We start from the raw sequence: 26,191 nt of genomic DNA on the forward strand, positions 1-26,191 counted from the left end.
CTAGATTGCCCTTGGTTGGGCGTCGGGCGCTGGAAGCGGCGCTTCCATAGCTGCAGTCATCGTTTGTGGAATGGTCAGTTCGATCAACGTTCCGGCCTCTGGCGACGATTCGATGCTTAAGCTCCCACGCACGAGGTAGGCACGCTCACGCAAGCCAACAAGCCCGAAAGACAAATCTTTTCTCGGATGCGCAGGGTCGAAGCCGATGCCATCGTCCTGCACCGAGAGCTGAACGGTGGGCACGTCATGGACCAGCCTCACTCGTACGGTTGAGGCACCAGCATGGCGGGCCACATTGGCCAGACATTCCTGCAGCACGCGATAGACGGTGGATGCAAAGGGCTCGGGAAGCTCAAAGTGCTCGGGCATGATCGTTAGCTCGCACCGAATGCGATGGCGCCGCTGAAACGACTCAACAAGCCATCTGCACGCAGGTACAAGACCGAGATCGTCGAGCATGGAGGGGCGCAAATCGGAGGCGAGCCGCCGTGTCGCACCGATCATGTCATCCACGGCTTGTTCCATTGAACTCAGGCGGTCGGCAACCGGCTTGTTCGTGGCATGAAGCTTCTGCTCCAGCATCTGCATGTCGACCTTAAGCGCCGCCAGCGATTGGGCGAGTTCATCGTGAAGCTCGCGCGAAAGGCGCCGTCGTTCTTCTTCGCGCGCCCGTGAGCTGATCGTTGCCAATTCACGCAACTCCTCTCTCGATCGCTCCAGCGCCTGTTCGGCGCGCTTGCGTTCGGCGATTTCCTGTCGAAGTTCGACGTTCGTGACGCTGAGCTGGGCGGTGCGGTCCTTGACGCGCTGTTCGAGGTGCTCGTTCGCCTCGTTCAGTTGCTGCGTTTTGTCCAAGGCGCGTGCGCGCGCTGCGCTTTCGTTATCCAGGGCTTTCACCAGCATGGCGTAAAGCCTGGCATGTTCAATGATCAGCGCGACAAGAACAAAGCCGGAAGCGACGAGGCCGTAGGCGCGGCCTGCGTAAAAGCCGAGATCGAACCGCCCATGATTGAACATGGCAGACAGTGCGACCTCAAATACCGAGGTGACGGCGACAACCGCACACCATAGATTCAGCAGGGAGTGGCCACGGTGCCGCCATAAGATTGCTGCGGCCACCACGTTCAGCATCCACACAATGCCCACTGTCGTAGACATTGCACCGGTATATCCATGCCCGCGCATGATGGCCGGCAAGAGAGAGGGGTGGGTGGCCAGCGCAGTCAGCCCGTAAGTCAGAAGCAGCACAACGCAGGCTGCCCATAGAACGGGAGAGACGGCACGCCGCAACCTGATATGCCGTGTCCGCGTGTTTTCCTGCAAAAGGGCATAGGCGATCAGAGAGATGGGAAACCCTCCATGCCAGAACATGTAAAGCCACGCTGTCGTTTGCGGGCCCGCATTCAGAAGCCCCGATGCTGAGAACAGCCCCGGAAAGCTGAGCATGTGCACCGCCGCCACCGTGGCGGTAAAGAAGTAGCCGGATGACAGGGCCAGCAATCCTGGAGAGCGGAGCAAGGTGAACTGCCCGACCAGCATCGCGGCGGTGACCAAATCGTTGATGACGACCGCGGATTCATAGACAGGAATGAACCCCCAGACCTGCGCCAGTTGCCACTGAGCGAATGGCAATACGGCCACAAAGACGACGACGGATGCCAGCATCACGGCCATGACCAGCCGCTGCTGATTCGGTCGAGGCTGGACGGTCGACAGGAAGATGCGGGGATTGCCCCCTTGGTCGCTCAAGATCACTCTCCAATCTGGAACCTGTTCGGGCGATACGTGGCCGCTGCTATGTGGGGCTGGACGTCATCTCCGACATGGCACCGAACCTTGTCAGGTTTTCCTGACAAGCGGAGCGCTATCGGGCTGATGTGCATTTCATCCCAGGCCGCTTACTCACGTTGACTCGCCTATGTAGTGTTCAACATTAGCTTGCAAGCGAGCGTATCAATCTGAGGCAGCGCAGATATTCGGTTGGTGAGCCTCATGCAAGCAGTGAAATCGAGCGCGCGATCGTTGCCTGATCAATCGGGAGATCCACCAGAGCCCCCGGCGATGAGCGCGCTCCTGTGCACGCACCTGCTCGCATATCCGGGCAGCCTATGCAAACACGTCGATGTGTACAGCCGCTGGGCGTGATTAGCGTAAGCAGGTATTGCGGTGTTGAGGTAGGTCAAGGCGCGCTACGTAGCGCCCAATACGCTAATAGATCAGTTCGCTTTGGTGCTGCTTCGCTGTTGAACTTGGTTTTCATTCCGTTTAGATCATGGACACTCGGCGAGTCGAGATTCAATTCCGTCATCTGCCTCCCTCGGATGCCATCAAGGAAGCCGTGAGGCGTTTCTCCACCAGACTCAGTGGTCTTCCATGCAGGGTCGAACGCTGCAGCGTGAGGTTGGCTTCGGAGCGAGCCGAGCCGCTTTGCGGCGGACCCTATTTCGTCCATGTCGAAGTGCAGATGCAGGGGCGGGAGCTTGCAATAGACCAGGCATCGGATGTGGACGTACATGTCGCGCTTCTCAATGCCCTCCGAGACATGCTTGTAATGATCAAGGCGGCAGGATCCAAACGCGGATGTGCAGCATGACTACCGGCTGCCCGCCATAGCCCCTTGAGGTATGCAATGCCGGAAATCGTCACGCTCACGGTCAATCCCGCCATCGATATCGCCACGTCGGTCGAGTGTTTGACGGATACACACAAGATGCGCTGCACCCCGGCCCGCCTTGACCCTGGAGGCGGCGGAGTCAACGTCGCCCGTGTTGTGCATCGCCTGGGCGGGGATTGCGTAGCCATCTACCTTGCCGGCGGCCCGGTGGCTGAACGATTGGGACGTCTTTTGTCGGTAGAGGGCTTACCGTTCGTCGCGCTCGGGATCGAAGGGGAGACGCGTGAGAACTTTTCCGTGACGGAACTCTGCAGCCATCGTGAATTCCGGTTCGTGATGCCGGGGCCGGTCGTTTCGGAATCGGAGTCGCAGCACTGCCTGGATTACCTCGATGCGCTGCAGCCAGCGCCGCGCTACCTCGTCCTAAGCGGAAGCCTGCCGCTCGGGGTGGCTGACGACTTCTACGCGCGGGTCATTGATCAGGCCAAGCTTCATGGCAGCCGTGTCGTGCTGGATGCCTCGGGGCCGGCATTGCGCGCGGCGTTGCCGCATGGGCCATACCTGATCAAGCCAAGCCTGAACGAGCTTCGACAGCTGACCGGGCGCGGGTTGGAAACAGAAGCGGATTGCATGGAGACTGCGCAAGAGATTGTCCGCAATGGGCACGCGCATGCGGTCGCGCTCACACTGGGCGCTGGCGGGGCCATGCTCGTCACGCAGGAAGAAATCGTCCGGGCAGGTGCCGTCGCAACGTCATTCCTCAGCACCATTGGAGCCGGCGACAGCTTCGTGGGGGGGATGGTGTGGGCGCTTAACCGGAATGCAGGCATGCGAGAGGCATTTCGATACGGCATGGCAGCGGCCGCAGCAGCGTTGAGCCATGCCGGTACCGAACTTGGCAGCGCCGCCGAGATCGAGCAGCGCTACGCAGAGGTGTCATTGTCTTGAAGCGTATCGGCTAACCAACCTGGCGGACAGGCGGCTGGGGGCGTTACAGAACGCCCCGGGGTACTACCGGCTCCATTTCACGTGCAGTTCGGTCTCTGCATTGCCATAGTCAAACGTCAGGTGTCCGTGGAATGCATGGTGGATTGCATGGCCGATGTCGCGCGCCAGATGAAAGCCGGTCGTCAGGATGTCAGTGCCGCTGCTCGTGCTTTCGACAGCCATGATGCGCTCCATTGGATGATCGGCGCGCAGATCAGCTTCGCGGTGGCGGGCGAGTGTCAGGATCTCTTCCCGATGGGCCGCCTCAAAGTCTCCAGACAGGTGGATTCGTGCTGCGGGCATCTGGTCGGCGGCACGCTGGCATGCCGAGCAGACCAGGGAAGTGGCCCCAGGTGGCGGGCTGCGCCACAACCAGCGGCCCTTGAGATAGACAGCACCGCAAACTGGGCAGCAGCTTGCAGCCGGTGCCTTGTCGGGTTCCCGATATCGGTTGTGGATCGGCTCGACGGCAAATGGGCTCCAGCGTGCCGGCCGCACTCGTTCGGATTGAGAGCGTTGTTTCATGTTGACTCCTGTGAGGGCGAGTTCCTCCGGCCTGTTGCAGACCAGAACCTGCAACGCAGTCGCGGTGGACACTTCTCAGAGTACCTTCCGCAGCGCGACGCAATTTGGGCTGAATCAAGTCTGCGTGCAGCGGTACTCATCAAATCAGACTTGAGTAGAGATGCGCTCCGATGGCGCGCATGACGGCCAACTTGGTAGGCAGCGTTTCCGGCTGCTTCAGAGTCAGGCGCGCGTTCCATGATGTCGTCATCTTCAGAATTGCCGGCGGTTAGACCGCGGCATCACGGCAATGCGGGGCTCCAGCGCTCGTCGGGGTCATACGCGCGCATGTGCCGCGTGATCTGGGCGGTATGCGGGCCGAGGTTCCTTTGGTACACGACGCCATCCTGGTTGACGATAAACGTCATGACACCCGATGCCCCGAACGTTGCGGGAAATGCGACCAGTGCGAATCCGCCTGTCATCTGTCCGCCGTCAACATAGCTCCGCGCGCCGCCCGGCGCGTGCTCTCCCTGCCGAGTCAGGATCCGGAAGACGTAGCCATGAAAGGGGATGACCTTGCCCGCGCCTGACGTGTCCTGGCGTCGTGCATCGGCGAGCGCGATGAGCGGCCCCAGCGGGCTCTCTTCATCTCCGGCGGAAGGCACCCAGAACAGGCCATCATGCTTGCCTGGTGAACTGCCAAGGCGCTGTGCAAACACGGCGCGCCCATCTGCGGTGCGGTGCGACGTGCCATAAGCCAGTTGCGCTTCGACATACGCCCGGCAGACGCGGATTGCGTGTGCCTCGTGGTGGCCAACGCGTCGATCAATGATCTGCTGTGCGCCGGCTTTCGTGTCAAAGCGCCAGTGCGTGCCTCGCCTTGCCAGCGGGATCGGATAGGGCCATTCGTCTTTGCCCAGGAGGATGACGGCATGGCCCTCAGCGTCTCGTTCGATTCGATGCGCTTCGTCGTATGCTGAGGCCAGCTTGCTTCGGGCAATCTGTTCGCCGATGGGGTCACCCGATTTCACCAGCGTTGCCCCTGCCGGCCCGAACAGGAGGAGCAGGGCATCCGCGTCGCCCGAGCGCCATGCGGATGCCAATGCCTCGGCAGCGTTCTCGGGGGAAGAGAACGCCTGCTGCGCGGGCTTGTCGGCCCAGGATGGAACGGCGATCGCATAAAGAACCAGCATCGCAAGTTGCACGGCAAGGCGGTGCAGGCGCAGCGCTCTAGAGAACTTGTGCATCATCGTCTCCGGTGCCCACCGCCCGCTGCGCCGTGGGGTGCAAAGCCACCAGAGCGTGGTCCAGTAGGCTGGGGCGCGGCGGGCGACATGCGGCTGGCTTGCCCGCGTTGGGCTTGTCCGCGCACATCGGATCCGCGCCCGTACGACTCGAACGTGGGCGGGTAGCCAGGTGACTGGCGCCGGGAGGAGCGTGCACCGGGAGCGGGCGCCGGCCTGGCCGGCGGCGGCCGGATTGTCGGATGCACAGGCGAAACCGGGGAGGGGCGTATTACGGAGCCCGCTGGCGGGGCCGGGGGCGTTGGGTAACCACGAAACCCGCGCCGCGCGTCCGGCGAGATAGCAGAGCCCGGGCCGAACCGCCCCCGCGATGCTCCCGGATATGGCACGCCATGGCGATGCCCCGGGTCATGGGCCCAGACGCCACTGGGTGGCGGACGATGGCGGTCGATGTTGCCGAAGCGGCCCCGGTCAATATCGATGTGATGGCCGTGCCAGTTCCAATGGCTCCAGCCCCACAACGGAACGACGACCGAAAAACCCACCCATCCGAACCCGAGCCCGCCGATGATCACTCCGCCCCAGATGTCGGGAAAGATGTACGGCGGGTAAGCGGGATAGGGCCACGGTGCATAGACGAAATAAGGGTCATAGACCGGAACGTAGACCACGTTCGGGTTGGTGGGCTCGATGATGATGGCGCCATCCTGCGTCGACACCACAGCTTGTGTGGTCGACCCCAGGGTGCCGTTGGCCTGAGCCCGGCTGCGCAAGCGCTGGATCGAGTCCATGACCGCGCCCTCGTCGGCCAGAAAGGCGTTGCCTACCCGTTCCGTCCAATCCAGGTTGTTGTTCATCATGTGCAAGAGCCCGGGAAACGGCACCAGAGATTTCACGCTCGGATCCCACGGCAGCGGCGCGAGGGCTTCAGCCAACTGGTCGCCCCGAAGTGCGGCGTGAGCGGGGTCACGCACCCAGCGATCAGCCTGCACCACTTCAAGCGGATATGTGGCTGCCATGAGGATCTGCGCGACCAATGCGTCCGGATACAGCGCGATGGGTGCCAGCATTTGATCGAGCTGCACCGCGGTGGCGGGTTGTAGATCGTTTTCCGATGCATCCGGCTGCGGTATTGCCGGGCTGCCAAACAAGAGCAGGAGAGCCAGGGCAATGGCCAACTGCCTTACCCATTGCGCTTTCATTGGCTGCCTCCGCAAGAATGGCGGCGCGCACGCGCGAACCGGGCGGGCCCCGATTCATATTGGACGATTGGTTTGGATGGCGATTGATGAGCGTCAACGCACGGGCAACATCCGCGCCAGCGTGCGCGAACGGCGGTACGCCCATCGAGGGGCCCGTCGTTTGCGATAGCGCAATCAGCGTGCAGCCGCGCTGTCTAGACTGCAAATACCGCTGCGACATCCGTGGAGTCGATCACCCATGTCCACACCGCTCACACCTTTCCTTGGTGTACGTGAAGTGGCCAGCCGCCTCACTGGCAGCGCTGGCGATTACGACCGCCTCCTGGAGATGGCCGGCGCAAAGCGCTACGTTCTCCTCGGCGAGGCGACGCACGGAACACGCGAGTTCTATCAGACACGCGCAGACATGACGCGGCAGTTGATCATGCAAGGCGGCTTTGATGCCGTCGCCATCGAGGGAGATTGGCCGGATGTGTGGCGCATCAATCGCTATGTTCAGGGCGAGGGCACGGACACCGCCGCCCAGGCGCTGGGCGATTTCCAGCGGTTTCCCGAGTGGATGTGGCGCAATCCGGAGATGCTCGACTTCATCAGTTGGCTCCATGAGCACAACGCGGCTCTTGCCGCGCCGGAACGTGTTGGTGTCTATGGGTTGGATCTGTACAGCCTGTACAGGTCAGCCGAGGCTGTCATCGAATACCTGCAGAAGACCGACCCGGAACAGGCGGCGGTGGCGCGGATGCACTACGCGGCGCTGGACCACGTGCGTGAACCCATGACGTACGGCTACGAAGCGGCCGCAGGTTTGAGGTTGCCTGCGCAACGTGAGGTGATCGAGCAACTGCGCCGGCTTCGGGCGAGCGAGGCCAGGCTGATCGAGCAGGACGGCATTGCTGCCATCGACTCGCATTTCTTTGCCGAGCAAAACGCCATCGTCGTCGTCAACGCAGAGGCGTACTACCGTGAATCATTCGGGCACCGCGTCAACACGTGGAACCTGCGCGACGCCCACATGGCACAGACGCTGTTTGGTTTGGCTGCGTATCGGCAGCGCCGTGGCGGTGACGGGCGGATCGTGGTGTGGGCGCACAACTCGCATGTGGGCGACGCACGGGCAACGGAATCCGCCAGCCGGCATGAGTGGAACCTTGGGCAGCTCGTACGCGAGCAGGTTGGCGGTGCCGCTTTGCTCGTCGGCTTTACGACCTATACCGGCCACGTGTGCGCCGCATCCGAGTGGGGTGGCGAGGCGGAGCGGAAATGGGTGCGGCCAGCGCGGCCAGACAGTTGGGAACACCTGTTCCATAGCACGGGGCTCGATCGCTTCTTCCTCCCGCTTGGCGATACGGCGGCAGATGTGTTCCGCGAACCACTGCTGGAACGGGCAATCGGCGTGCTGTACCTCCCCAAGACCGAGTATGCGTCGCACTACTTCGATGCCGCCATTGGCGCCCAGTTTGACGCGCTGATCCATCTGGACGAAACCTCCGCCATCGAACCATTGACTTCGGCGCTGTTACCTTGAATGCGGCTGTTGCGCGGGCTGTGGTGCCGTGGCGCTGGCGGGAGAACCCGCTTCTGCCTTTGGAGGCGGCATCGGGGTCACGTTGCCAGACAGGATCATGTCCAGGTCGTGGCGGTCAACCACCTCTTTGTCCAGCAACATGCGCGACAGTGCTTCCAGTTTGGCGCGCTGGCCTTCCAGCGTGGCTGTTACGCGCGCGCTGGCATCGGACAGCACCTTGCGCACTTCCGCATCGATCAACTGAGCGGTGTCTTCGCTATATTCCTTGCGCTCGCGCTGCATCAGGCCGGTACCGGCAAGGAGCGGGTTGGGCGTTTGCTCGTAGGTGGCCAGACCAAGCTGCTCGCTCATGCCGAACTGGGTGATCATCTGGCGCGCCATGTCGGTTGCGCGTTGCAAGTCGTTCTGCGCACCAGTCGATACGTCGTGGTACACGATCTGCTCGGCAACGTAACCGCCCAGCAGCACGTCGAGCCGGTCCAGCAGTTCGCTGTGCTTGAGCAGATAGCGGTCTTCCGTCGGGGTCTGTTGCGTGTAGCCCAGGGCGGCGATACCTCTTGGAATGATGGAAACCTTCGAAACGCGATCGGCCAGCGGCCGGTGCTCGGCCACGATGGCATGGCCTGCTTCGTGGTAGGCGATCGTCTCCTTTTCTTTGGCGTTCATCACGCGGTTCTTCTTCTCAAGGCCACCTACGATGCGATCAAGCGCCTCGTCGAAGTCGACGGTCTGAACGGCGGATTTACCTTCGCGCGCCGCAAGAAGCGCCGCCTCATTGACCAGGTTGGCAAGGTCGGCTCCGGCAAAACCCGGGGTTCGCGCGGCGATCTTTCCCAAGTCAACATCGGCCCCCAGCGTGACGTTCCTGGCGTGGACCTTGAGTATCTGCTCTCGACCCTTGAGGTCGGGCCGGTCCAGGGCAACGTGGCGGTCAAACCGTCCGGGACGAAGCAGGGCAGGGTCGAGTATCTCGGGCCGGTTGGTCGCGGCCATGATGATGACGCCCTTGTTGCTGTCAAAGCCGTCCATCTCGACCAGAAGCTGGTTCAGCGTCTGCTCGCGCTCTTCATTGCCGCCGACGAGGTTGAACGCACGCGTCTTGCCCAAGGCATCGAGTTCATCAATGAAGATGATGCACGGCGCCATGGATTCGGCCTGACTGAACAGATCCCGCACGCGCGCCGCACCGACGCCGACGAACATCTCGACAAACTCCGACCCGCTCATGCTGAAAAATGGCACGGCTGCCTCACCGGCAACTGCCTTGGCAAGCAGCGTCTTGCCCGTGCCTGGCGCACCCACGAGCAACACACCCTTGGGGATCCTGCCGCCCAGGAGCTGATACCGCAACGGCTCTTTCAGAAAGCTGACGATTTCCGACAGTTCCTCCTTGGCTTCGTCGATGCCGGCAACGTCAGCAAAGGTCACGCCGGTTTCTTTTTGCATGTACACCTTTGCCTTGCTCTTGCCGATCTCCATCAATCCACCGGCCGCAGCGCCGCCCATGCGCCGGATCAGGAAGTTCCAGACAGCGAAGAACAGGAGCGCCGGCACGACCCACGACAGGAGCGTGCTCAACCATTTGTTGTCCGGCCGACCGACAAAGCGCACCTTGGCGGCCTCCAGCTCCTGAACCAGGGCCGGGTCATTCACGCGGAGGGTCTGGAAAGGATGGTCGCCCTTGCCCGTGCGGCGAATGGCATCGATCTGCTGCTGCGTCAACAGCCCCTCGACGCCTTCGGTCGAAAAAGTGCCTGTGATGTCCTGGTCACCAATGGCGACGTCCTTGATCTTGCCGGCATGCAGGAGGACCTTGAAGTCGCTATAGGGAAGGGTGTCGACCTGCTCGGACATGAACAGCGTTTGGAGCGCCAGCATGGTCAACGCGACGATGACGGCGTACCAGAGCGAGAACCTTTGCTGCCGTGGCTGCATACTCTCTTTCACTTCGTCACCCTCGCATGGTCGTGCGCCAACCAACGTCCGATCGAACCTTGATGTTCGTGCTTGAGCCGGTAGGGCGGTTGATGCGGATCAACCACCGGCCAAGTCCCACCGCCGTGCAGCAGGAAGATTTGCGTTGCGGCTATTGGCGGCGTACGCGCGGTGGCGGAAACAGTCTCCAGCAACCGGCCTGGTGACGGAAGAAGACGATGGCAAGTGGGCGGGCGGATGTCGTCAGCTCCGCACGCACGCAGCCACAATCAACGCCCGGGCAATGCAGCCGCGTGATTCGCAGATGCGGTGTGTCGCTCTGGCCAAACCACTTGGCAATCAGTTCGTGCAACGAGGTGTCGGATTGGGGCATGGTGCGCTCCGGCTTCATGCGGCCTGAGCCGGCGGCTGCGCAGTGCGCCATTCGGCGGGAAATGCCAGCAGCATCAGCTTGAATAGCGTGCGCGCAGCCCGCAGGGGGCTCTTCAGGCACGCCTCCACCTGTGCGCTGCGGCATTCTCCAAACAGACACCACGAACAGAAATGCTCGCAGTTGTTGGTCAGCAGCCGATAGTTGCGCTCGCCCAGGCGTGAACCGGCACGGCGAGCGACTTCTTCGCCGTCGTAGCAGGGGCTGGCGTCGCACTGGATGGTTACCGCAAAACCACATGCAAAGCAGCCAATCGAGATGCGCTCGACCGGCCCGCAGCGCTGGCGGCGGGAGAAGCCGGCGTAGTGAATCACCTGGCCATTGCCGACATAGATGCCGTGGTGTTGGTATCCATCACGGCCCGCTACGAGGTGTGCGCCAACGGGGAGCACAGTATCGAAAGCGGCGAGGTCTTGCGAGTCATTGCATTGGGCGATGCAATCGATGCTCTGGATCATGGCGCGCTCCGTTGTACTGGCCGGCGTTGTCGGGTTCCGGGGGCGATTCGACAAGACGCTGCGTTGCTCGTTGGCGTGTCATCAGTATTGGCAGCGTGCTCGCCGGCGTCATGCAGGCTGTGCTGAAAATGCTGTCGGAGCTGCAGGTGTTCATGTCAGGAAAGCCTGACAAGGCAGCCGGCACCTCTGAAGCGATGTGCGGGGTAGGAATCTCACCGCGCCCGTGCGGCGGCCACAGTGCGCCGCCGTTGATCTGCCGCAAGGCGCTCCGGCACCGCCGTGCCACGATGAATTTGTTGGCCCCAATCCTCCCGGGGTCGAATCATCAGGAGGCAGTCATGAGTCAACTCAAGCGTTATGACCCGTTCGCCATCGAGCCGGTGGGCGATATCTTCCAAGGGCTTTTGCGCTCATTTCGCGGCAGCATGGATGGCGCGCTGCCATTCAAGGTAGACGTAACCGAGTCGGATAAGGCATACAGCGTTGTCGCTGAAATACCGGGTGCGAAGAAGGAAGACATCGACGTGACGGTCGATCGCGGCACGGTCATGATCTCGGCCAAGGTAGAGCGCAGTTCCGAGGAGAAGGAAGGCGAACGCATCATCCGCAGTGAACGCTACAGCGGATCGATGCAGCGCATGTTCACGCTCGATGCGGCAGTCGATGAAAGCAAGGTCGATGCGACGTACGAGAACGGACTGCTGCGCGTGACGCTGCCCAAGAAGGAAGCATCACCGCAGCAGCGCGTGACGATTCGCTGAGCAGCAGGGGCGATCGCATGCGGCTGCAATTTCTCGGCGCCACCGACACGGTGACGGGCTCCAAGTACGTGCTTGAGACCGGCGGGCGCCGCGTCATGGTCGACTGCGGGCTGTTTCAGGGCTACAAGTCATTGCGCCTGCGGAACTGGGACAAGCTCGCCGTCAACCCGCACCACATCGATGCCGTCGTGCTCACGCATGCGCACATCGACCACAGCGGCTACCTGCCGCTGTTGGTCCGCAATGGGTTTCATGGCCCCGTCTATTGCACGAAAGGTACGGCCGAACTGTGCAATATCCTGCTGCCTGACAGCGCTCGGCTTGCGCAGGAGGACGCCCAGTACGCCAACGCCGAGGGGTTCTCGCGCCATCATCCAGCGTTGCCGCTCTACGATGAAAAGGATGCTGCCAGGGCATTGCGCCGTCTGCATCCCGTCGCTTATGGCGAGCGCTTTCCCGTTGCCGAGGGCGTGGAAGCGGAGTTCCACCGTGCAGGACACATCATTGGCGCGGCCACGGCGACATTGTTGGCCGAGGGCCGTCGCATCGTCTTTTCTGGCGATCTGGGGCGGCAGGTTGATCCTGTCATGCGGCCACCCGAGCCCATTGCGGAAGCCGATACCTTGCTGGTGGAATCCACCTATGGGGATCGCGTGCATCCGGCGGGGGATCCGCTCGATGCCTTGCAGCAGGTTGTGCAGCGGACAATCGGGCAGGGCGGCACGCTGCTGATCCCTGCCTTTGCGGTGGGGCGTACGCAAGAGCTGTTGTATTGCCTCTACACGCTGATCCGCGAACATCGGATCCCGCATGTGCCGATCTACCTTGACAGCCCGATGGCCGAACTGGCGACCGGGGTGTTTGCACATCATGTTGACGATCTGCATATCGGGGCTGCCGACTGCCAGGCCGCCTGTGCGTTGGCCATTCCGGTGCAGAGCCCTGAACAGTCGAGGCATTTGGGGAGCGATCGCGCACCTAAGATCATCCTTGCGGCAAGCGGCATGGCAACGGGCGGCCGTGTGCTGCATCACCTCAAGAGCTTTGGCGGCGGCAAGCGCAACGCCATCCTGATGTCGGGGTTCCAGGCGGCCGGCACACGTGGCGCGGCGCTGCTGGCCGGTCAACGGGCATTGCGGGTGCACGGACGTGAGGTCGCCATCCGCGCCTCGGTTGAACAGATTCAGAATCTTTCCGCCCACGCGGATGTCGATGAACTGATGACTTGGCTAAGGGGCTTCACGCGGCCGCCACGGCAGACCTTCATCGTGCATGGAGAGCCCGCCGCCAGCGACGCCTTGCGCCAGCGCATCGAGCATGAACTGCAGTGGTCAGTCCGCATGCCGGAGTATCGCCAGTCCTACGATCTGGAGGGTGCATGACCGCGCCGGTCGTTGGTCTGGACCCGCAGCGTGTGCTGATTGCCATGCCGGGCTGCGAAGCCGCCACCATGCGCCTTGCCACGCCGCTGAGCGCCGAGTTGGGCCATGCGGCCGTGAGCCACTTTCCGGACGGCGAGTCCTACGTTCGGCTTTACACACCCGTGCAAGGCGCAGAGGTGGCCATCGTCTGCACGCTCGATCATCCGGACGAGAAGCTGTTACCGCTGCTCTGGCTGGCGATTGCCGCACGCCAGGGCGGGGCGCGCCGTGTTGGATTGATCGCGCCGTACTTGGCGTACATGCGGCAGGACGTCATCTTCAAAGCCGGCGAGATTCGCGCAGCAGAGCACTTTGCCGCCTTGCTGAATCCGGTGTTCGACTGGCTTGTCACGGTGGATCCGCATTTGCATCGCATTTCACATTTATCGAGTGTCTATCGCATGCCGACCGTGGCCGTCGAAGCCGCGCCTGCCATCGCCGCATGGATCCAGACTCACGTAAAGGCACCGTTCCTGATCGGGCCCGACGACGAAAGCAGGCAGTGGGTCGAGCATGTAGCTGGCCTTTGCCAGGCTCCATGGGCGGCATTGACCAAAACGCGACACAGCGCATGGCACGTGGAAATTGCGGATTTGCCAAACATTCCACCGGGGTGTGCGCCCGTGCTGGTCGACGACATCATCTCAACGGGGCGCACGATGCTCGCCGCAGCAAGCTTGCTGCAGCGTGCGGGCAAACCGCAGCCGGTTTGCGTCGGCGTGCACGCTGTGTTTGCCGCCGACGCGTATAGCCAGCTCTGCGCGGTGAGCGCAGAGATCGTGACGTGCGACACCATCCCGCACCCCTCGAACGAGATTGCCCTCACGGGGCCGCTGGTTGACGCCGTTTCAAGCATGTTCGATTTACCCCTGCCTTCGGGCAAGCAGGTGCTTGTTTGACCAGGGCACGTTCGTATCTGGAGGCCATCATGAAAGAGATCAGGTTCCTGCCTGACGAGCCGACATACTGCGCCGCAGGGCCGCGTCTGCAATGCCGCGCGTCGGTCGATGGCAGTTCCGCAAGCTATGCAATCACGGCGGAGGCTCTTGAAGACCACTTTGGCGCGCTGTCCTGCCGGTCGGACGATCTGCTCAGCGCATTCAAAGCGCACCGCGGCGATATCGAAGACGTCGCGCGCATGCTGTTCGAGCAGACAGGTTCCAAAGAGATCACGCTACACAGCGGGCACTTCCGCTTCGCCAGCTGACGCGCATGTCATGAGCACCCTCTCCGTGCCCACGGCTGACGCACCCGTCGTGCCGCCGGGATGCCTCAGGTTCAAGGCGCTTGGCATCGATACGTGGCAAGAGCACGTTATCTACATGCACCCGGACAGCGCGATCTGCCGGTCGGAAGGCTTTGCCGCACAGGCGCGTGTGGAGGTCGAGATCGGGCAGCGATCGACCATCGCCACGCTCAACCTGGTCGGATCTGGGCTGCTAGAGAGGCATGAGGTGAGCCTCTCAGCCGCTGCGGTCGATGCGTTGATGGCGCGCCCAGGGGACGAAGTCTGCGTCAGGCATGCGCCGTCGCTCGAGTCGCTGCGGGCGCTGCGGGCGAAGATCTACGGGGGGCATCTCGACGCAAAGCAGTTGCAGGAGATCATTGCCGACATCTCGAACGAACGCTATGCAGATGTCCATATCGCAGCTTTCCTGAGCGCTTGTGCAGCGGGCCGCATGACCATCAAGGAGACCATCGACCTCACGCAAGCGATGGTCGACTCCGGCGAGCGGCTGCAGTGGGATCGCGCGGTCGTGGCGGACAAGCACTGCGTAGGCGGTCTTCCCGGCAATCGCACCAGCCCCATTGTCGTGGCCATTTGTGCAGCGGCAGGGCTGCTGTTGCCCAAAACCTCATCACGCGCCATCACGTCGCCGGCAGGTACCGCCGACATGATGGAAACGCTCACCCGCGTGAATCTGACCGCTGCGGAGCTGCGATGCGTTGTGGGGGAGGTTGGGGCATCGCTGGCATGGGGCGGGGCGTTGAGCCTGAGCCCGGCGGACGATGTGCTGATTCGCGTGGAAAGGGCACTCGATGTCGACAGCGATGCGCAGTTGGTGGCGTCCATTCTTTCCAAGAAGATCGCAGCCGGGTCCACCCATGTGTTGATCGACGTGCCTGTGGGGCCGACGGCCAAAGTCCGCTGTGTCGAAGACCTCGAACGCCTTGAAATGCTGCTCAAGCGCGTGGCCCATGCGTTTGGTGTGCAGGTGTTGATGGTGCGCACGGATGGTGCACAGCCCGTTGGCCGTGGAATTGGCCCCGCGTTGGAAGCAAGAGACGTTCTGGCCGTGCTGCAGCGTTCCCCTACGGCGCCGTTCGACTTGCGGGAACGGTCGTTGTTGCTCGCCGGCGCATTGCTGGAGTTTTGCGGCGCCGCTGCGGCCGGAACGGGGCTGGACATGGCAACCACCCTGCTGGATAGCGGAGCCGCATGGCGGAAGTTCGAAGCGATTTGCGAGGCGCAGGGAGGCTTGCGCATCCCCGGGGAAGCCGTCTTCCGCCGCGACGTCGTTGCCGAGCAAAATGGCGTCGTCACGAACATCGACAACCGCCACCTTGCCCGCATCGCCAAACTTGCGGGCGCACCGATGCGTCAAGTTGCGGGCGTGCAGATGCATGTGCGACTGCGCGATCAGGTGAATGTCGGACAACCGTTGTTTACGATTCACGCGCAAGCCTCGGGCGAGCTGGAGTATTCGTCGGCATATGCGTTGGCACATGCTGTGGTGGGCCTGTCACCGGTGGGCGCGAGCTGACATCAAGCTAGCCAGACTTTCGCCGGGAAGCTGCGCCAAACGAAGGGCACATTGCGTTACAATTCGGCCATGCCACGTGCGACCGCAAGCATCTCGCTTCGGGCAATGCTGTTGTTGACCATCGTGTTGATGCAGCTGCTAAGCCCGCTTCTGCACGGCCATCTCGGAACACCGAAACAATTTGGCCTGCACGTGCATACCGCGGTTCCTGCCGCAGTTGATTCTCATTTCCAATCCGCAGCGTTTGCCCACCGTCCTCTCATTGAGGAATCGGCCGGGGCCGGTCGTCATGACTGGGCATTGACGAGCCAGGAACCCTTTGAGGTAGACGTCGAGCCCGCCATTGGCCCTGCGGATCTGGGTGCATTTCTTTGGGCAGCGGCGGCGCCGGGGGTATCCGCGCTGACGTTCCTCCTGCTTGCGGCGCTTGCTCTCGCCGCAGTATTGCGTCCTGCCTATCGGCCAACGCCCGTTCGAGCGCGCTGGCGCGATCGCATCAATCGGCCACCTCCTGCACAGGCGCCTCCGCCGCAGCTCTGATCCGTACCCGGTTGACGGCCGGCGAGCGCGTTGCTCCGCAACTTGTTGACTTGCAACAAGCCCCTCGTGTCTGCATTGGCGATGATGAATGCGTCAGAAGTGTTGTCTTCTGACGCATGGCGCACGCCTGACGCTACGCGGTGGTAGCAACTCCACTCCCCATCGGCCATCCATCGTAAGAGTTTGTCGTTCGCGCCGCATGGAAATGCTGGGCGACGGTTGGTCTTTAGGTCGCCCGCGTATGCGCGGCAATCAGAGGCAGCGCCCGTGGCGTTGCCTCCGAGGATTGGAGTCAGGCATGTCTTTCAAACGAATCGTCGCGGCCAGTGCGTGTGTAGCGCTGATCGCGTTTCCTCTTGAGCAGGCCGCTGCCCAAGCAGGCGCCCAGGTGGTGCCGCTATCGGCGGAGCAGGCGCGCTCCCTCGGCGTGCGTTTCAGCCCGGTCGCCGCTTCTTCAGGGTTGGAGGTTGGCACGCATGCACGTGTCGTCTTCAAGCCGGATGCGCAGTATGTGGTGGCGGCACCGTACGCGGGCATGGTGCCCCGGGTGTTGGTGTCGATCGGGCAAACCGTCCGGGCGGGCCAGCCGTTGGCGGGTTTTCTGAGCCCGCAGCTCTTCGAAACCAGCCGCGCACTGACGGAAGCCAACTCGCAGGCGCGGCTCGCGCAGCAGTCGCTCGCGCGCGACAAGGCGCTGTACGATGACGGCATCATCGCAGCAAGCCGCTGGCAGGCAACGCAGGCGCGGGCCGCTGAAGCCGGCGCCATGGTGAAGGCGCGCCGGGCAGAGCTGGCGTCCTCCGGCATCGCATTCAGCGGCCCCGCCGGTGAGGCGCAACTGGTGGCCAGCCGTGGCGGTGTGGTATCCGAAGTGAATGCCGTTCCGGGGGCACGAGTAGAAGCTGCGGCACCGCTGTTCAGGATTGTTGACCCGGCGGCTCTGGAGCTGGACCTGCTCGTTGGCCGCGACATACCTGTGCCGGCCACAGGCGACCACGTCGAAATCGCACAACGCGGCGCGGGCGGCACCGTTATTGGTGTCGCGCCTTCCGGTGATGGCACAGCGGGTGTGCGTGTGCGCGCGTCGCTGGAGCGACGTGGGGACCTGCGCGCAGGGGAGAGCGTCAATGTCACGCTCAAGCTGCGCAGTGCGGCCAATGCAAACGCTCCGGGCCTGCTGCGGGTTCCTGTGGCCGCGTTGGTCTACGTGCGAGGCGTGCCGGGTGTATTCGTCGCAACCGATAAGGGTTTCCGCTTCCAGGATGTCACCGTTGGCAGTACAGACGACGCCATCGCCGTCGTGCGGGCAAACCTGCCAGCGGGTACACACGTGGCGGTAACAGGTGTCGGTGCGCTCAAGGGCTTGCTGGCGGGAGAACAGTAATGCTGCCCCGCCTCATTGAGTTCTCTTTGCGCCAGCGCGTGCTGGTGCTGATCGCCGCGGGCGTGCTCGCGGTGGCCGGCGTGTGGGCGTATCTGAACCTGCCGATCGATGCGTTTCCCGATATCTCGCCGACGCAGGTCAAGGTCGTGCTGAAGGTGCCCGGCATGACCCCGGAGGAAGTCGAGCAGCGGGTCTCCACGCCCATCGAGCAGGAGCTGCTCGGCCTGCCGCACAAGACGATCGTGCGCTCGGTATCCAAATACGGCATCAGCGATGTGACGGTCGATTTTGAAGAGGGGGTGGACGTCTACTGGGCGCGCCAGCAGGTGTCGGAACGCCTGGCCGGCTTGGCGCGCGATCTGCCATCGACCGCCGTAGGCGGTCTGGCGCCCATCACCACGCCGTTGGGCGAGATGTTCATGTTCACGGTGGAGGGCGATGGCTATTCCCTGGCCGAGCGGCGCCGCGTGCTGGACTGGGTGATCCGTCCAGCGCTGCGCACCGTGGCAGGCGTGGCCGATGTCAACGCCCTCGGCGGCGAGGTGCGCAGCTATGAGGTCACACCGGACCCGGCCCGATTGCGCGCCCGCGCCGTCACCCTCGATCAATTGCGTCAGGCGCTGGATGCCAACAATCGCAACGACGGGGCAGGGCGGCTGGACCGCGGAGACGAGCACTGGGTCGTGCGCGTGGAGGGTGGCATACGCGGGTTGGATGATTTGCGTGCGATTGTCGTAGTGCCGGCGCAAAGCGCGAGTTCCGCCCCTGCGGTCACGGTCGGCGATGTCGCGACCGTGCGGCTGGGCGAGGCCACCCGCAACGGCGCAGTCAGCAAAGACGGCAACGGTGAAGCGGTTGAAGGGCTGGTGCTGGGCCTGCGCGGCAGCGATGCCCGCAAGCTGGTCGAGGCGGTGCAGGCGCGGCTGGATGCGCTACGCCCCCAGTTGCCGAAGGGCATGTCGACGCACGTCTTCTACAACCGTGGCGAGCTGGTCACCCGTGCGGCCAATACTGTGGTGCGCGCGTTGATTGAAGCCAGCGTGCTGGTGGTCATCACGTTGTACCTGTTCCTGGGCGGGGTGCGGGCGGCCCTGGTCGTGGCGGCCACACTGCCGCTGTCGATGCTCGCCACCTTCCTCCTGATGCGCTATGTGGGCCTGACGGCCAACCTGATGAGCCTGGGCGGACTGGCTATTGCGCTGGGCATGCTCGTCGACGCCGCGGTCGTCGTGGTCGAGAACATCGAGACGGCCATGGCGCGCGCGCAAGACCACAAGACTGATCCGGCGCTGCGCGGTGCGGTCATCCGCCATGCAGTGGCAACGGTAGCGGTACCGATGCTGTCGGGCGTGTCGATCATTGCCATCGTGTTCCTGCCGCTGCTGTCACTGCAAGGCCTGGAGGGCAAGCTCTTCGGGCCGGTGGCGCTCACCATCGTGCTGGCGCTGGCCTCGTCCGTGGTGATTGCCTTTACGGTGGTCCCGGCGCTCGCCTCGTTGCTCCTGCTGGCGCATGCAGACGAGCCGCCCTGGCTGATGCGCAAGGTCGCGGCCGGCTTTGCGCGAATCCAGGCATGGACGACAACCCATCGCCGCACGGTGTTCGGCCTGGCGGGGGCGGCGTTGGCGCTGGCCGTGGTGTTGTACATGTCGGTCGGCAAGACGTTCATGCCGACGATGGACGAGGGCGATCTGATCGTGCAGTTGCAGAAAGCACCGTCCGTTTCGCTTGCGGCGTCGCTCGACATGGACCAGCGCGTGCAGCAGGCGCTGCTCAAGGAGGTGCCGGAAATACGCTCGATCGTTGCGCGCTCAGGCTCCGATGATCTCGGCCTGGACCCGATGGGGCTGAACGAAACCGATACCTTCCTGGTGCTCAAGCCCAAGGATCAGTGGCGCGGCACCAAGGAAGACATCGCGATTGCGATCCGGCGCGTGATGGAGCGCTTCCCGGGCGTGATCTACGGCTTCACGCAGCCCATTGAGATGCGTGTCTCCGAGATGCTGACCGGCACACGCGGCGACGTTGCCATCAAGCTGTTTGGCAGCGACCTTGCCGCCATCGATGCAGCCGCGCAGGCCATTGCTGCCAAGGTCCGCACCATCCCGGGGGCGGCGGAGGTCATTGCGCCCAGCAACAGCGGCGTGCAGTACCTGAAAGTGTCGCTGGACCGCGCTGCGGTGGGTCAGGCCGGCTTCTCCGGCGATGCCCTCCAGGCGCAACTGCGCGCCCTGATCGAGGGCGACCGGGTTGGCGTGGTGCCCGAAGGCATTGTCCGCACGCCGCTCATCTTGCGTGGCGGAGCAGGCTTGCGGCAGGCACCCGAAAACCTGACCAACCTCTTGGTAACGGCACCCGACGGCAAAGTCTGGCCGCTCACCTCTCTGGCGCGTATCGAACGCGTGGATGGGCCCGTGCGCATCAACCACGAAGATGGCGCCCGGTTTGCCGTGATCCAGGCCAATGTCGATGGTCGGGACCTGGCGGGTTTCGTGCAGGAAGCCCAGGCAGCCGTCGGCGGGATTGGCACGTTGCCAAAAGGATTGCGGGTGGTGTGGGGCGGCCAGTTCGAGAACCAGCAACGCGCCGCGGCGCGCCTTGCGTTGGTTGTCCCGTTGGCCCTTGGCGCAATCTTTCTCTTGCTGATGTTGACGTTCCGCTCGGTGCGGCAGGCGGTGCTGGTGGTTGCCAACATTCCGTTTGCGCTCGTGGGCGGCATTGCGGCGTTGCGGATCTCGGGCGAGTACCTGTCGGTGCCGGCCTCCGTTGGCTTTATCGCCTTGCTCGGTATCGCGGTGCTCAACGGTGTGGTGCTGGTGTCGCACTTCAACACGCTGCTGGAGTCTGGTTTGAGCATGACGGAAGCCGTGCGCGATGGCGTGCGCGACCGCCTGCGGCCCGTCCTGATGACGGCCTGCATTACCGCACTCGGGATGATTCCGCTACTGCTGGCCAGCGGGCCGGGGTCAGAGATTCAGCGGCCGCTGGCGATCGTGGTATCGGGCGGGCTCATTTCTTCGACCGCGCTGACGCTGCTTCTTCTGCCCCTGCTGTTTGAACGTTTTGGGTTGCCTCGGCCGCGTGCGGCCGCTGGGCAGGGAGATTCGCAATGAGGTTGGATCTGTTTCGCATCGTATTGGCGGGAGCGAGCACGATGCTGCTTTGCAGCCCCGCCGCGCAAGCGCAAATCTCGCCGACCTATCTGCCGGCTGAGAGCGCAGTGCGCGAGGCCGTCGCACAGTCGCCCGACGTGCTGACGGCAGAGGCCCGCCGCGACGCCGTACTGGCTCGGGCTGATGGCATTCGCGCCGGCACGGCGGAAACCGTGGTCCGTGCAATTGGCCAAGGGCGCCAGGTGCGCGATCCCTCCGAGCGCCATGCCGAAGGGCAGATTGCGGTGGAGCGTCCATTGCGGCTTTGGGGCAAAGCGCAAGCCGATGGGCAGCTTGCCGATGCCGCCGCCGAGGCTGGGCAGTTGGCTGTCAAGGATGCGCGCCACGAAGCATCACGCCAGATTCTGGCCCTCTGGTTTGGCGCCGTGCGTGCGGGGCAGGCACGCCAGGCAGCGCAGGAGAATGCCAAGGCGGCCGCCGCCCTGGCCGCGCTCACTGCCCGAAGGGTGCAACTGGGCGATGCCTCTCGTCTGGATGCGGAGCTGGCCGCCGCTGATCGGGCGCGCACGGAAGCTGCGCTGGCGACTGCCGTGGCGGCGGAACAGACGGCGCAGGCAGAGCTTCGGGCACGGTTTCCGGGGTTAGGTCAACCCTCGTTTAGCGCCGATACTGTGCTGCCCCCATTGCCGCAAGAACCACCCGATCGATTGCGTACCCAGTACATTCAAGACAGCCACGAATACCGTCTCGCCATGGCAGAAGAGGTTCAGGCGCAGCAAATGGCCAAGCGCGCAGATCTGGAGCGTCGGCCTGACCCCACCGTCGGGATGTTCGTGACGGTGGAGCGCGGCGGTGCCGAACGCATCATGGGCGTGAGCGTTGCCATGCCGATCGGTTCAGTGCATCGTCGCTCTGCGGCGCTGGCGGCTGCTGCCGAAGCGGAAGCGGCTGCCCGGCGCAGATTGGGTTCCGAGCGTCGGCTGGGTGCCGAATTCGACGTGCTCTATGGCAACTTGCAAGGCAAACGGGCGAGCGCGCAAGCCCAGATGGAAGCGGTTACGCTGCAAAAAAGCGCATCCGACAGGGCAACGCGTTCATATCGCGCAGGTGAGTCGGGCTTGACTGAACTACTGGCAACGCGCCGTAGTCTAGCGGAGGCCCTGCTGGCCGAGCGGCTCGCCCGTGTCGACCTGCTCGAGGCAGACAGCCGCCTCAAGCTCGATCTGCACCGGATGTGGGACTTTGACGATTGACCTGCTCCAGCCTTACCCCTCACTCAACACATTCTGGATAACGCTATGCAATCCGAACCGAAATACTCCCTCACCATGCGCTCGCTCCATTGGCTCGTGGTTCTGGCGGTGTCGATCGCCGTCGTCGCCATCGAAATCATGGATTTCTTCCCGAAAGGCAGCACCGAGCGTGCCGCTCTGTTCATGGTCCATCAGACAGCGGGGCTCTCCGTGTTCGCCCTGATGGTGTTGCGTCTGCTGGCCCGGGTGGGCACGCAGGCACCGCCTCCCGTCCCGGGCACACCGCTGGTGCAGCTTGTAGCGCGACTCACGCACGGCGCGCTCTATGCCCTGATGGTCGGCATGCCCGTTTTGGGCGTGCTGGCACTGGCTTTGGCAGGTAAGCCGATTCAACCATTCGGACTGGATCTGACGCTGGCGTTGGCGCAGGACAAGTCGTTGGCCCACTTGGCCAAGGAAATTCATGAGTCGGGCGCGACGGTCGTCTATATCGTGGTCGGGCTGCATGCCGCCGCGGCGCTCTGGCACGAGTTCATCCTGAAGGATCGGCTGCTGCGCCGCATGATCTAGCGCACATGAAAACTGCGCCGACAAGAGGCTAGACGATGCACTCTCCGCGCTTGCTCGCCAACGTTGCATTGCTCGCCTTGTCGGTGCTGACCATGGCGGCGGGGTTATGGGCGCGGTACCTCGGTGCCGATGCGCTGGCGCGGCAACTCTGGCTGATTGGCATCGTCCCGAACTGGCTGGCGCTGGTCGTCACGATTATTCGGTCACTGGTGCGACGGCAGGCCGGCGTGGATATTTTGGCGGTCTTGGCGATCACCTTTTCACTCTGGTCGGGCGAGGTGCTGGTCGCGGCGGTCATTGCGTTGATGCTCGCGACGGGCCGCACGTTGGAAGACTTTGCCCAGGCGCGTGCGCAACGCGAGATGACTGCGTTGCTGGGCCATGCACCCAAGCGGGCTAATCGCTTCGATGGCGGGCAATGGCACCAGGTCGGTCTGGAACAGGTTCAAGCGGGTGACCGCCTGCTGGTGCGGCACGGCGAAGTCGTACCGGTGGATGGCACTTTGTCCGGGCCTGCCGATCTGGATGAATCCACATTGACAGGAGAATCGGTCACCCGCCATCGCCTGGCGGCGGATGCCATTTGCAGCGGCGTGCTGAATGTGGGCGCCGCGTTCGAAATGATCGCCAGTGCGTCTGCCGAAAGGAGCACGTTTGCGGGTGTTGTCCGGCTGGTCAGTGCGGCGCAGGCGGAACGCAGCCCCTCCGTGAGGCTGGCTGACCGGTACGCCTTTGCCTTTGGGGGCGTCGCCGTTTTCCTGGCGGGGGCCAGCTGGATCCTCACCGGTGATTCGGCGCGTTGTCTTGCCGTGCTCGTCGTGGCCACGCCGTGCCCGCTAATCCTGGCGGTGCCTGTCGCCATCGTGTCGGGCCTGTCGCGTTGCGCCAAGCGGGGCGTGCTAGTCAAGGGCGGTGGCGCGCTGGAGAGGCTGGCGTTGGCCGACACGCTGTTCTTCGACAAAACCGGCACGCTGACCAGCGGATATGCACGATTGGTCAACGTTGAGTGCGCACCGGAGTACGCCGCCGACGTTGTGCTGAGCCTGGCCGGTTCACTCGCACAGGCATCGAATCACGTCACGGCAGAAGCCGTTGCCAAGGCGGCGCGCGAACAGGGCGCAACGCTGCGACTGCCGAGTGCGGTGGTCGAGAGTCCAGGAGCCGGCGTGTGCGGCCGCGTTGAAGGCCATGTCGTGTCGATCGGCGCGTTGCCTTATGTCTTGGGTTCGGCAGATGTACCGGGCTGGGTGGAAGCGTTCGTCAAGCGCGTGAGCTATGCCGGTGCGTCGGCCGTCTTTGTTGGCGTGGACGGTCAACTGGTGGGTGCATTGCAGTTGATTGACCGGGTCCGTCTTGAGGCGCCTCGCGCGCTGCGGCTCCTGCGCCGGGAGGGCATCCCACGACAGGCAATGTTGACCGGGGATCGCCCAGATGTTGCCGAATCCGTGGCGTCCATGCTGGGGGTGACGGAGGTCTATGCGGCCCTGTCGCCGGCGGCCAAGCTCGCGGTGATTCGGAATGCCCGAGCAGACGGCAAGGTGATCATGGTCGGCGATGGCGTGAACGACGCGCCCGCGCTCGCCGCTGCAGACATTGGCGTCGCAATGGGGGCGCGCGGCGCGGCAGCCTCGTCGGAAGCTGCAGACATTGTCTTGTTGGTGGACCGCCTGGATCGGCTCGTTGACGCGGTCCGCATAGCGCACCGCACACGCCGCGTCGCGCTGCAGAGCGTGATGATCGGCATGTCGCTGTCGCTGGCCGCCATGGTTGTCGCAGCGCTGGGGCAACTGCCACCCTTGGCGGGCGCAATGCTGCAAGAGGTCATCGATGTCTTGGCGATCGCCAGTGCGTTGCGTGCCCTGCGACGGACCGAAGACGAGACAACCCGTTCACTCGTCTCTGCAGACGTCGCGCGTCTCAAAGCCGAACACGCGGAGCTGGAACCCATCTTGAGCCGGATCCGAGTGGTCGCCGACACGCTGCCCCAAATGGCCGGCAGCGCGGCAAAAGCCGCATTGCTATCGCTCAATCAGTCCTTGGCGGACGTTCTGGTGCCGCATGAGCGCCGAGACGATACCCAGCTTTATCCGGACGTTGCGCGCCTGCTTGGTGGAGATGACCCGATGGCGGCGATGAGTGCCATGCATCGCGAGATTTTCCGCGTGACGAACCTGTTGAGCCGGATCGTGGCGGATGTTTCTCCCGACGGCCCCGATGCTGCTGTAACGCAGGAGCTGCAACGCTTGCTGTATGGGCTCGATGCCATCCTGCGGCTGCATTGCGCACAAGAAGACGAACTGTTCCATGTACTCGGTGAGGAGGTTTGATCGCCATGACAAACCTGCTCGCATTGTTCGTGACCATCCTGTTGCTGAATGTGATGCCGGCGTTCGCACCGCCGACGTGGATGGTGATGTCATGGATCGGCTTTTCGCGGCCCGATGCCAACCCGGTGCTTCTGGCGGGCATTGCCGCTTGCGCAGCAACACTCGGCCGCCTGGTTCTAGCGCGGCTATCCTGCACGCTCGTACGCAATCGCTGGATGCGCGAGGCCGATCGCCAGAACGTCGATGTGGTGCGCTCCTGGCTTGAAGAGCGCAAAGGTATGACGGTTGGACTGATGCTCGCGTACGCGTTCAGCCCGTTCCCGTCAAACTACATCTTCATAGCCTACGGCTTGACTGGGATGCGGCTTTGGTTGATCGGACTTCCGTTCTTTGCGGGCCGCTGGATAAGCTACCTGACCTGGACGCGTATTGCCCAGATTGGTGCCCGTTATCTGGATGTGGAGACGGAGATCGACGGCGCGTATATGGGCGTGTACTTCGTCGTGTCGCAGGTCGTGTTTCTGGCACTCGTTTATGGGTTTGCCAAATTGGACTGGCAGTACCTTCTGCAAACGAAGCGTCTGCGCTGGCGGCGACCGGAACCGATCGCATCGTCGGCCAAAGACACACGGACAAGGGTAGGGCGATGAGCAGGTCAAACTGCTTTGAGTGCCCCAGCGGCGCTGGCTTCTGCACTGATTGAGGTAGGTCAACGCGTCGCGGGCAAATGCAAGTAGCCTGAAGGAATCAGTGCGCTGGTCCTCTCTTCTTCGCCCGGCACAGCTCGTCCAGATATGAGGGGCAGCGCCCTAATAGGGCTGGCATGTAGGACAGCTCCATCTGCTCTGGAGGAGATCGATATGTCGGCCTGGGCAATTGAACAGTACCGGGGCTGCTCTATTCACATCTTGGCGGTCGTTGGACGGTGCGATGGATTCAAGTACGCCTACACCGGCTTTGTCTGCTCACCCAAATCCGCCGCGCTGGAGTATCCAAAACTCGAGCGCTTCCACCACGTCTGTGCAGACTTCGATTCTGTGGATGGCGCGATTGAAGCCGGCATGCAGGTGGGACGAGCAATTGCAGAACGCTGGACGTCGCCGTCAGGGCAGCGCCGAACATCTGAGCGGCGTACTCGCCCCCCTCCCTAGCCGA

22 protein-coding genes are annotated in these 26,191 nt (G+C 63.2%); 15 read left to right on the plus strand and 7 right to left on the minus strand.

Translation table 11 applies throughout. From position 1 onward, the window contains the following. The gene (locus ACTJK6_RS09935; protein ID WP_440838886.1) at nucleotides 1–1,749 is read right to left on the minus strand and encodes an MASE4 domain-containing protein; all 1,749 of its coding nucleotides are present in this window, start codon (nucleotides 1,747–1,749) and stop codon (nucleotides 1–3) included. An 880-nt stretch (nucleotides 1,750–2,629) separates the two neighbouring features. Here ACTJK6_RS09935 and ACTJK6_RS09940 point away from each other — a divergent pair. Continuing rightward, nucleotides 2,630–3,562, plus strand: coding sequence for a 1-phosphofructokinase family hexose kinase (locus tag ACTJK6_RS09940; RefSeq protein WP_440838887.1), 933 nt, complete (start codon nucleotides 2,630–2,632; stop codon nucleotides 3,560–3,562). Nucleotides 3,563–3,625: 63 nt separating this feature from the next. Here the strand turns inward: ACTJK6_RS09940 and ACTJK6_RS09945 are convergent, their stop codons facing one another. The 3 genes from ACTJK6_RS09945 to ACTJK6_RS09955 form a co-directional block, all read right to left on the minus strand. Continuing rightward, entirely contained in the window at nucleotides 3,626–4,126 is a 501-nt protein-coding gene (locus ACTJK6_RS09945; protein ID WP_232039464.1) for a BCAM0308 family protein, read from the minus strand. A gap of 281 nt (nucleotides 4,127–4,407) precedes the next feature. After that, nucleotides 4,408–5,355 (minus strand): DUF2950 domain-containing protein, encoded by a 948-nt coding sequence (locus ACTJK6_RS09950; RefSeq protein WP_440838888.1) that lies wholly within the window; start codon nucleotides 5,353–5,355, stop codon nucleotides 4,408–4,410. Beyond that, nucleotides 5,355–6,554 (minus strand): DUF3300 domain-containing protein, encoded by a 1,200-nt coding sequence (locus tag ACTJK6_RS09955; protein ID WP_440838889.1) that lies wholly within the window; start codon nucleotides 6,552–6,554, stop codon nucleotides 5,355–5,357. Before ACTJK6_RS09955 ends, ACTJK6_RS09950 begins: the two co-directional genes overlap by 1 nt. 238 nt (nucleotides 6,555–6,792) lie before the next feature. Here ACTJK6_RS09955 and ACTJK6_RS09960 point away from each other — a divergent pair, with 238 nt between their 5' ends. Beyond that, a complete protein-coding gene (locus ACTJK6_RS09960; RefSeq protein ID WP_440838890.1) occupies nucleotides 6,793–8,079 on the plus strand; it encodes an erythromycin esterase family protein in 1,287 nt (428 codons plus the stop codon). Here the strand turns inward: ACTJK6_RS09960 and ftsH are convergent. The 3 genes from ftsH to ACTJK6_RS09975 form a co-directional block, all read right to left on the minus strand. Further along, entirely contained in the window at nucleotides 8,071–10,014 is a 1,944-nt protein-coding gene (ftsH, locus tag ACTJK6_RS09965; RefSeq protein ID WP_440838891.1) for an ATP-dependent zinc metalloprotease FtsH, read from the minus strand. The two genes, ACTJK6_RS09960 and ftsH, sit on opposite strands and share 9 nt — an antisense overlap. A 151-nt stretch (nucleotides 10,015–10,165) precedes the next feature. Continuing rightward, on the minus strand, nucleotides 10,166–10,387 hold the full coding sequence (locus tag ACTJK6_RS09970; RefSeq protein ID WP_440838892.1) for a hypothetical protein: 222 nt from the start codon (nucleotides 10,385–10,387) through the stop codon (nucleotides 10,166–10,168). A 14-nt stretch (nucleotides 10,388–10,401) separates the two neighbouring features. Next, nucleotides 10,402–10,902: a lecithin retinol acyltransferase family protein gene (locus ACTJK6_RS09975; protein ID WP_440838893.1), complete on the minus strand. Its 501-nt coding sequence runs from the start codon at nucleotides 10,900–10,902 to the stop codon at nucleotides 10,402–10,404. A 338-nt stretch (nucleotides 10,903–11,240) separates the two neighbouring features. Here ACTJK6_RS09975 and ACTJK6_RS09980 point away from each other — a divergent pair, with 338 nt between their 5' ends. From ACTJK6_RS09980 to ACTJK6_RS10040, 13 genes are all read left to right on the plus strand, one after another. Continuing rightward, the gene (locus tag ACTJK6_RS09980; RefSeq protein WP_232039471.1) at nucleotides 11,241–11,663 is read left to right on the plus strand and encodes an Hsp20/alpha crystallin family protein; all 423 of its coding nucleotides are present in this window, start codon (nucleotides 11,241–11,243) and stop codon (nucleotides 11,661–11,663) included. Nucleotides 11,664–11,680: 17 nt separating this feature from the next. Next, a complete protein-coding gene (locus ACTJK6_RS09985) occupies nucleotides 11,681–13,045 on the plus strand; it encodes an MBL fold metallo-hydrolase RNA specificity domain-containing protein (RefSeq protein WP_232039472.1) in 1,365 nt (454 codons plus the stop codon). After that, the gene (locus tag ACTJK6_RS09990; protein WP_440817915.1) at nucleotides 13,042–13,983 is read left to right on the plus strand and encodes a ribose-phosphate pyrophosphokinase; all 942 of its coding nucleotides are present in this window, start codon (nucleotides 13,042–13,044) and stop codon (nucleotides 13,981–13,983) included. The genes ACTJK6_RS09985 and ACTJK6_RS09990 overlap by 4 nt, the downstream gene beginning before the upstream one ends. Before the next feature lie 29 nt (nucleotides 13,984–14,012). Beyond that, entirely contained in the window at nucleotides 14,013–14,291 is a 279-nt protein-coding gene (locus ACTJK6_RS09995) for a DUF1488 domain-containing protein (RefSeq protein ID WP_232039474.1), read from the plus strand. A 10-nt stretch (nucleotides 14,292–14,301) separates the two neighbouring features. After that, nucleotides 14,302–15,849, plus strand: coding sequence for a thymidine phosphorylase family protein (locus ACTJK6_RS10000; RefSeq protein ID WP_440838894.1), 1,548 nt, complete (start codon nucleotides 14,302–14,304; stop codon nucleotides 15,847–15,849). A 105-nt stretch (nucleotides 15,850–15,954) separates the two neighbouring features. Further along, a complete protein-coding gene (locus ACTJK6_RS10005; RefSeq protein ID WP_440838895.1) occupies nucleotides 15,955–16,389 on the plus strand; it encodes a hypothetical protein in 435 nt (144 codons plus the stop codon). Between the two features lie 298 nt (nucleotides 16,390–16,687). Beyond that, nucleotides 16,688–17,773 carry an efflux RND transporter periplasmic adaptor subunit gene (locus ACTJK6_RS10010; protein WP_440077213.1) on the plus strand — a complete coding sequence of 362 codons (1,086 nt, stop codon included), beginning with the start codon at nucleotides 16,688–16,690 and terminating at the stop codon, nucleotides 17,771–17,773. Then, nucleotides 17,773–20,886: an efflux RND transporter permease subunit gene (locus ACTJK6_RS10015; RefSeq protein ID WP_440838896.1), complete on the plus strand. Its 3,114-nt coding sequence runs from the start codon at nucleotides 17,773–17,775 to the stop codon at nucleotides 20,884–20,886. Before ACTJK6_RS10010 ends, ACTJK6_RS10015 begins: the two co-directional genes overlap by 1 nt. Continuing rightward, entirely contained in the window at nucleotides 20,883–22,139 is a 1,257-nt protein-coding gene (locus ACTJK6_RS10020; RefSeq protein ID WP_440838897.1) for a TolC family protein, read from the plus strand. Before ACTJK6_RS10015 ends, ACTJK6_RS10020 begins: the two co-directional genes overlap by 4 nt. A 45-nt stretch (nucleotides 22,140–22,184) precedes the next feature. Beyond that, on the plus strand, nucleotides 22,185–22,709 hold the full coding sequence (locus tag ACTJK6_RS10025) for a cytochrome b (RefSeq protein ID WP_440838898.1): 525 nt from the start codon (nucleotides 22,185–22,187) through the stop codon (nucleotides 22,707–22,709). 35 nt (nucleotides 22,710–22,744) lie between these two features. Further along, nucleotides 22,745–25,036, plus strand: coding sequence for a heavy metal translocating P-type ATPase (locus ACTJK6_RS10030; protein WP_440838900.1), 2,292 nt, complete (start codon nucleotides 22,745–22,747; stop codon nucleotides 25,034–25,036). A 5-nt stretch (nucleotides 25,037–25,041) separates the two neighbouring features. Further along, a complete protein-coding gene (locus tag ACTJK6_RS10035) occupies nucleotides 25,042–25,686 on the plus strand; it encodes a hypothetical protein (RefSeq protein ID WP_232039482.1) in 645 nt (214 codons plus the stop codon). Between the two features lie 210 nt (nucleotides 25,687–25,896). Beyond that, nucleotides 25,897–26,187, plus strand: a complete 291-nt coding sequence (locus ACTJK6_RS10040; protein ID WP_232039483.1) for a hypothetical protein — start codon at nucleotides 25,897–25,899, stop codon at nucleotides 26,185–26,187. Nucleotides 26,188–26,191: the final 4 nt, after the last annotated feature.

Origin of the sequence: Ralstonia sp. 22086, assembly GCF_052045975.1 — a bacterium.
Lineage (GTDB): Bacteria > Pseudomonadota > Gammaproteobacteria > Burkholderiales > Burkholderiaceae > Ralstonia > Ralstonia wenshanensis.

Excerpts from the sequence above, each read along its gene's own strand:
- ACTJK6_RS09940 (WP_440838887.1), top strand. The coding sequence starts at position 2,630 with ATGCCGGAAATCGTCACGCTCACGGTCAATCCCGCCATCGATATCGCC.
- ACTJK6_RS09945 (WP_232039464.1), bottom strand. The coding sequence starts at position 4,126 with ATGAAACAACGCTCTCAATCCGAACGAGTGCGGCCGGCACGCTGGAGC.
- ACTJK6_RS09950 (WP_440838888.1), bottom strand. The coding sequence starts at position 5,355 with ATGCACAAGTTCTCTAGAGCGCTGCGCCTGCACCGCCTTGCCGTGCAA.
- ACTJK6_RS09955 (WP_440838889.1), bottom strand. The coding sequence starts at position 6,554 with ATGAAAGCGCAATGGGTAAGGCAGTTGGCCATTGCCCTGGCTCTCCTG.
- ACTJK6_RS09960 (WP_440838890.1), top strand. The coding sequence starts at position 6,793 with ATGTCCACACCGCTCACACCTTTCCTTGGTGTACGTGAAGTGGCCAGC.
- ftsH (WP_440838891.1), bottom strand. The coding sequence starts at position 10,014 with ATGCAGCCACGGCAGCAAAGGTTCTCGCTCTGGTACGCCGTCATCGTC.
- ACTJK6_RS09970 (WP_440838892.1), bottom strand. The coding sequence starts at position 10,387 with ATGCCCCAATCCGACACCTCGTTGCACGAACTGATTGCCAAGTGGTTT.
- ACTJK6_RS09975 (WP_440838893.1), bottom strand. The coding sequence starts at position 10,902 with ATGATCCAGAGCATCGATTGCATCGCCCAATGCAATGACTCGCAAGAC.
- ACTJK6_RS09980 (WP_232039471.1), top strand. The coding sequence starts at position 11,241 with ATGAGTCAACTCAAGCGTTATGACCCGTTCGCCATCGAGCCGGTGGGC.
- ACTJK6_RS09985 (WP_232039472.1), top strand. The coding sequence starts at position 11,681 with ATGCGGCTGCAATTTCTCGGCGCCACCGACACGGTGACGGGCTCCAAG.
- ACTJK6_RS09990 (WP_440817915.1), top strand. The coding sequence starts at position 13,042 with ATGACCGCGCCGGTCGTTGGTCTGGACCCGCAGCGTGTGCTGATTGCC.
- ACTJK6_RS09995 (WP_232039474.1), top strand. The coding sequence starts at position 14,013 with ATGAAAGAGATCAGGTTCCTGCCTGACGAGCCGACATACTGCGCCGCA.
- ACTJK6_RS10000 (WP_440838894.1), top strand. The coding sequence starts at position 14,302 with ATGAGCACCCTCTCCGTGCCCACGGCTGACGCACCCGTCGTGCCGCCG.
- ACTJK6_RS10005 (WP_440838895.1), top strand. The coding sequence starts at position 15,955 with ATGCTGTTGTTGACCATCGTGTTGATGCAGCTGCTAAGCCCGCTTCTG.
- ACTJK6_RS10010 (WP_440077213.1), top strand. The coding sequence starts at position 16,688 with ATGTCTTTCAAACGAATCGTCGCGGCCAGTGCGTGTGTAGCGCTGATC.
- ACTJK6_RS10015 (WP_440838896.1), top strand. The coding sequence starts at position 17,773 with ATGCTGCCCCGCCTCATTGAGTTCTCTTTGCGCCAGCGCGTGCTGGTG.
- ACTJK6_RS10020 (WP_440838897.1), top strand. The coding sequence starts at position 20,883 with ATGAGGTTGGATCTGTTTCGCATCGTATTGGCGGGAGCGAGCACGATG.
- ACTJK6_RS10025 (WP_440838898.1), top strand. The coding sequence starts at position 22,185 with ATGCAATCCGAACCGAAATACTCCCTCACCATGCGCTCGCTCCATTGG.
- ACTJK6_RS10030 (WP_440838900.1), top strand. The coding sequence starts at position 22,745 with ATGCACTCTCCGCGCTTGCTCGCCAACGTTGCATTGCTCGCCTTGTCG.
- ACTJK6_RS10035 (WP_232039482.1), top strand. The coding sequence starts at position 25,042 with ATGACAAACCTGCTCGCATTGTTCGTGACCATCCTGTTGCTGAATGTG.
- ACTJK6_RS10040 (WP_232039483.1), top strand. The coding sequence starts at position 25,897 with ATGTCGGCCTGGGCAATTGAACAGTACCGGGGCTGCTCTATTCACATC.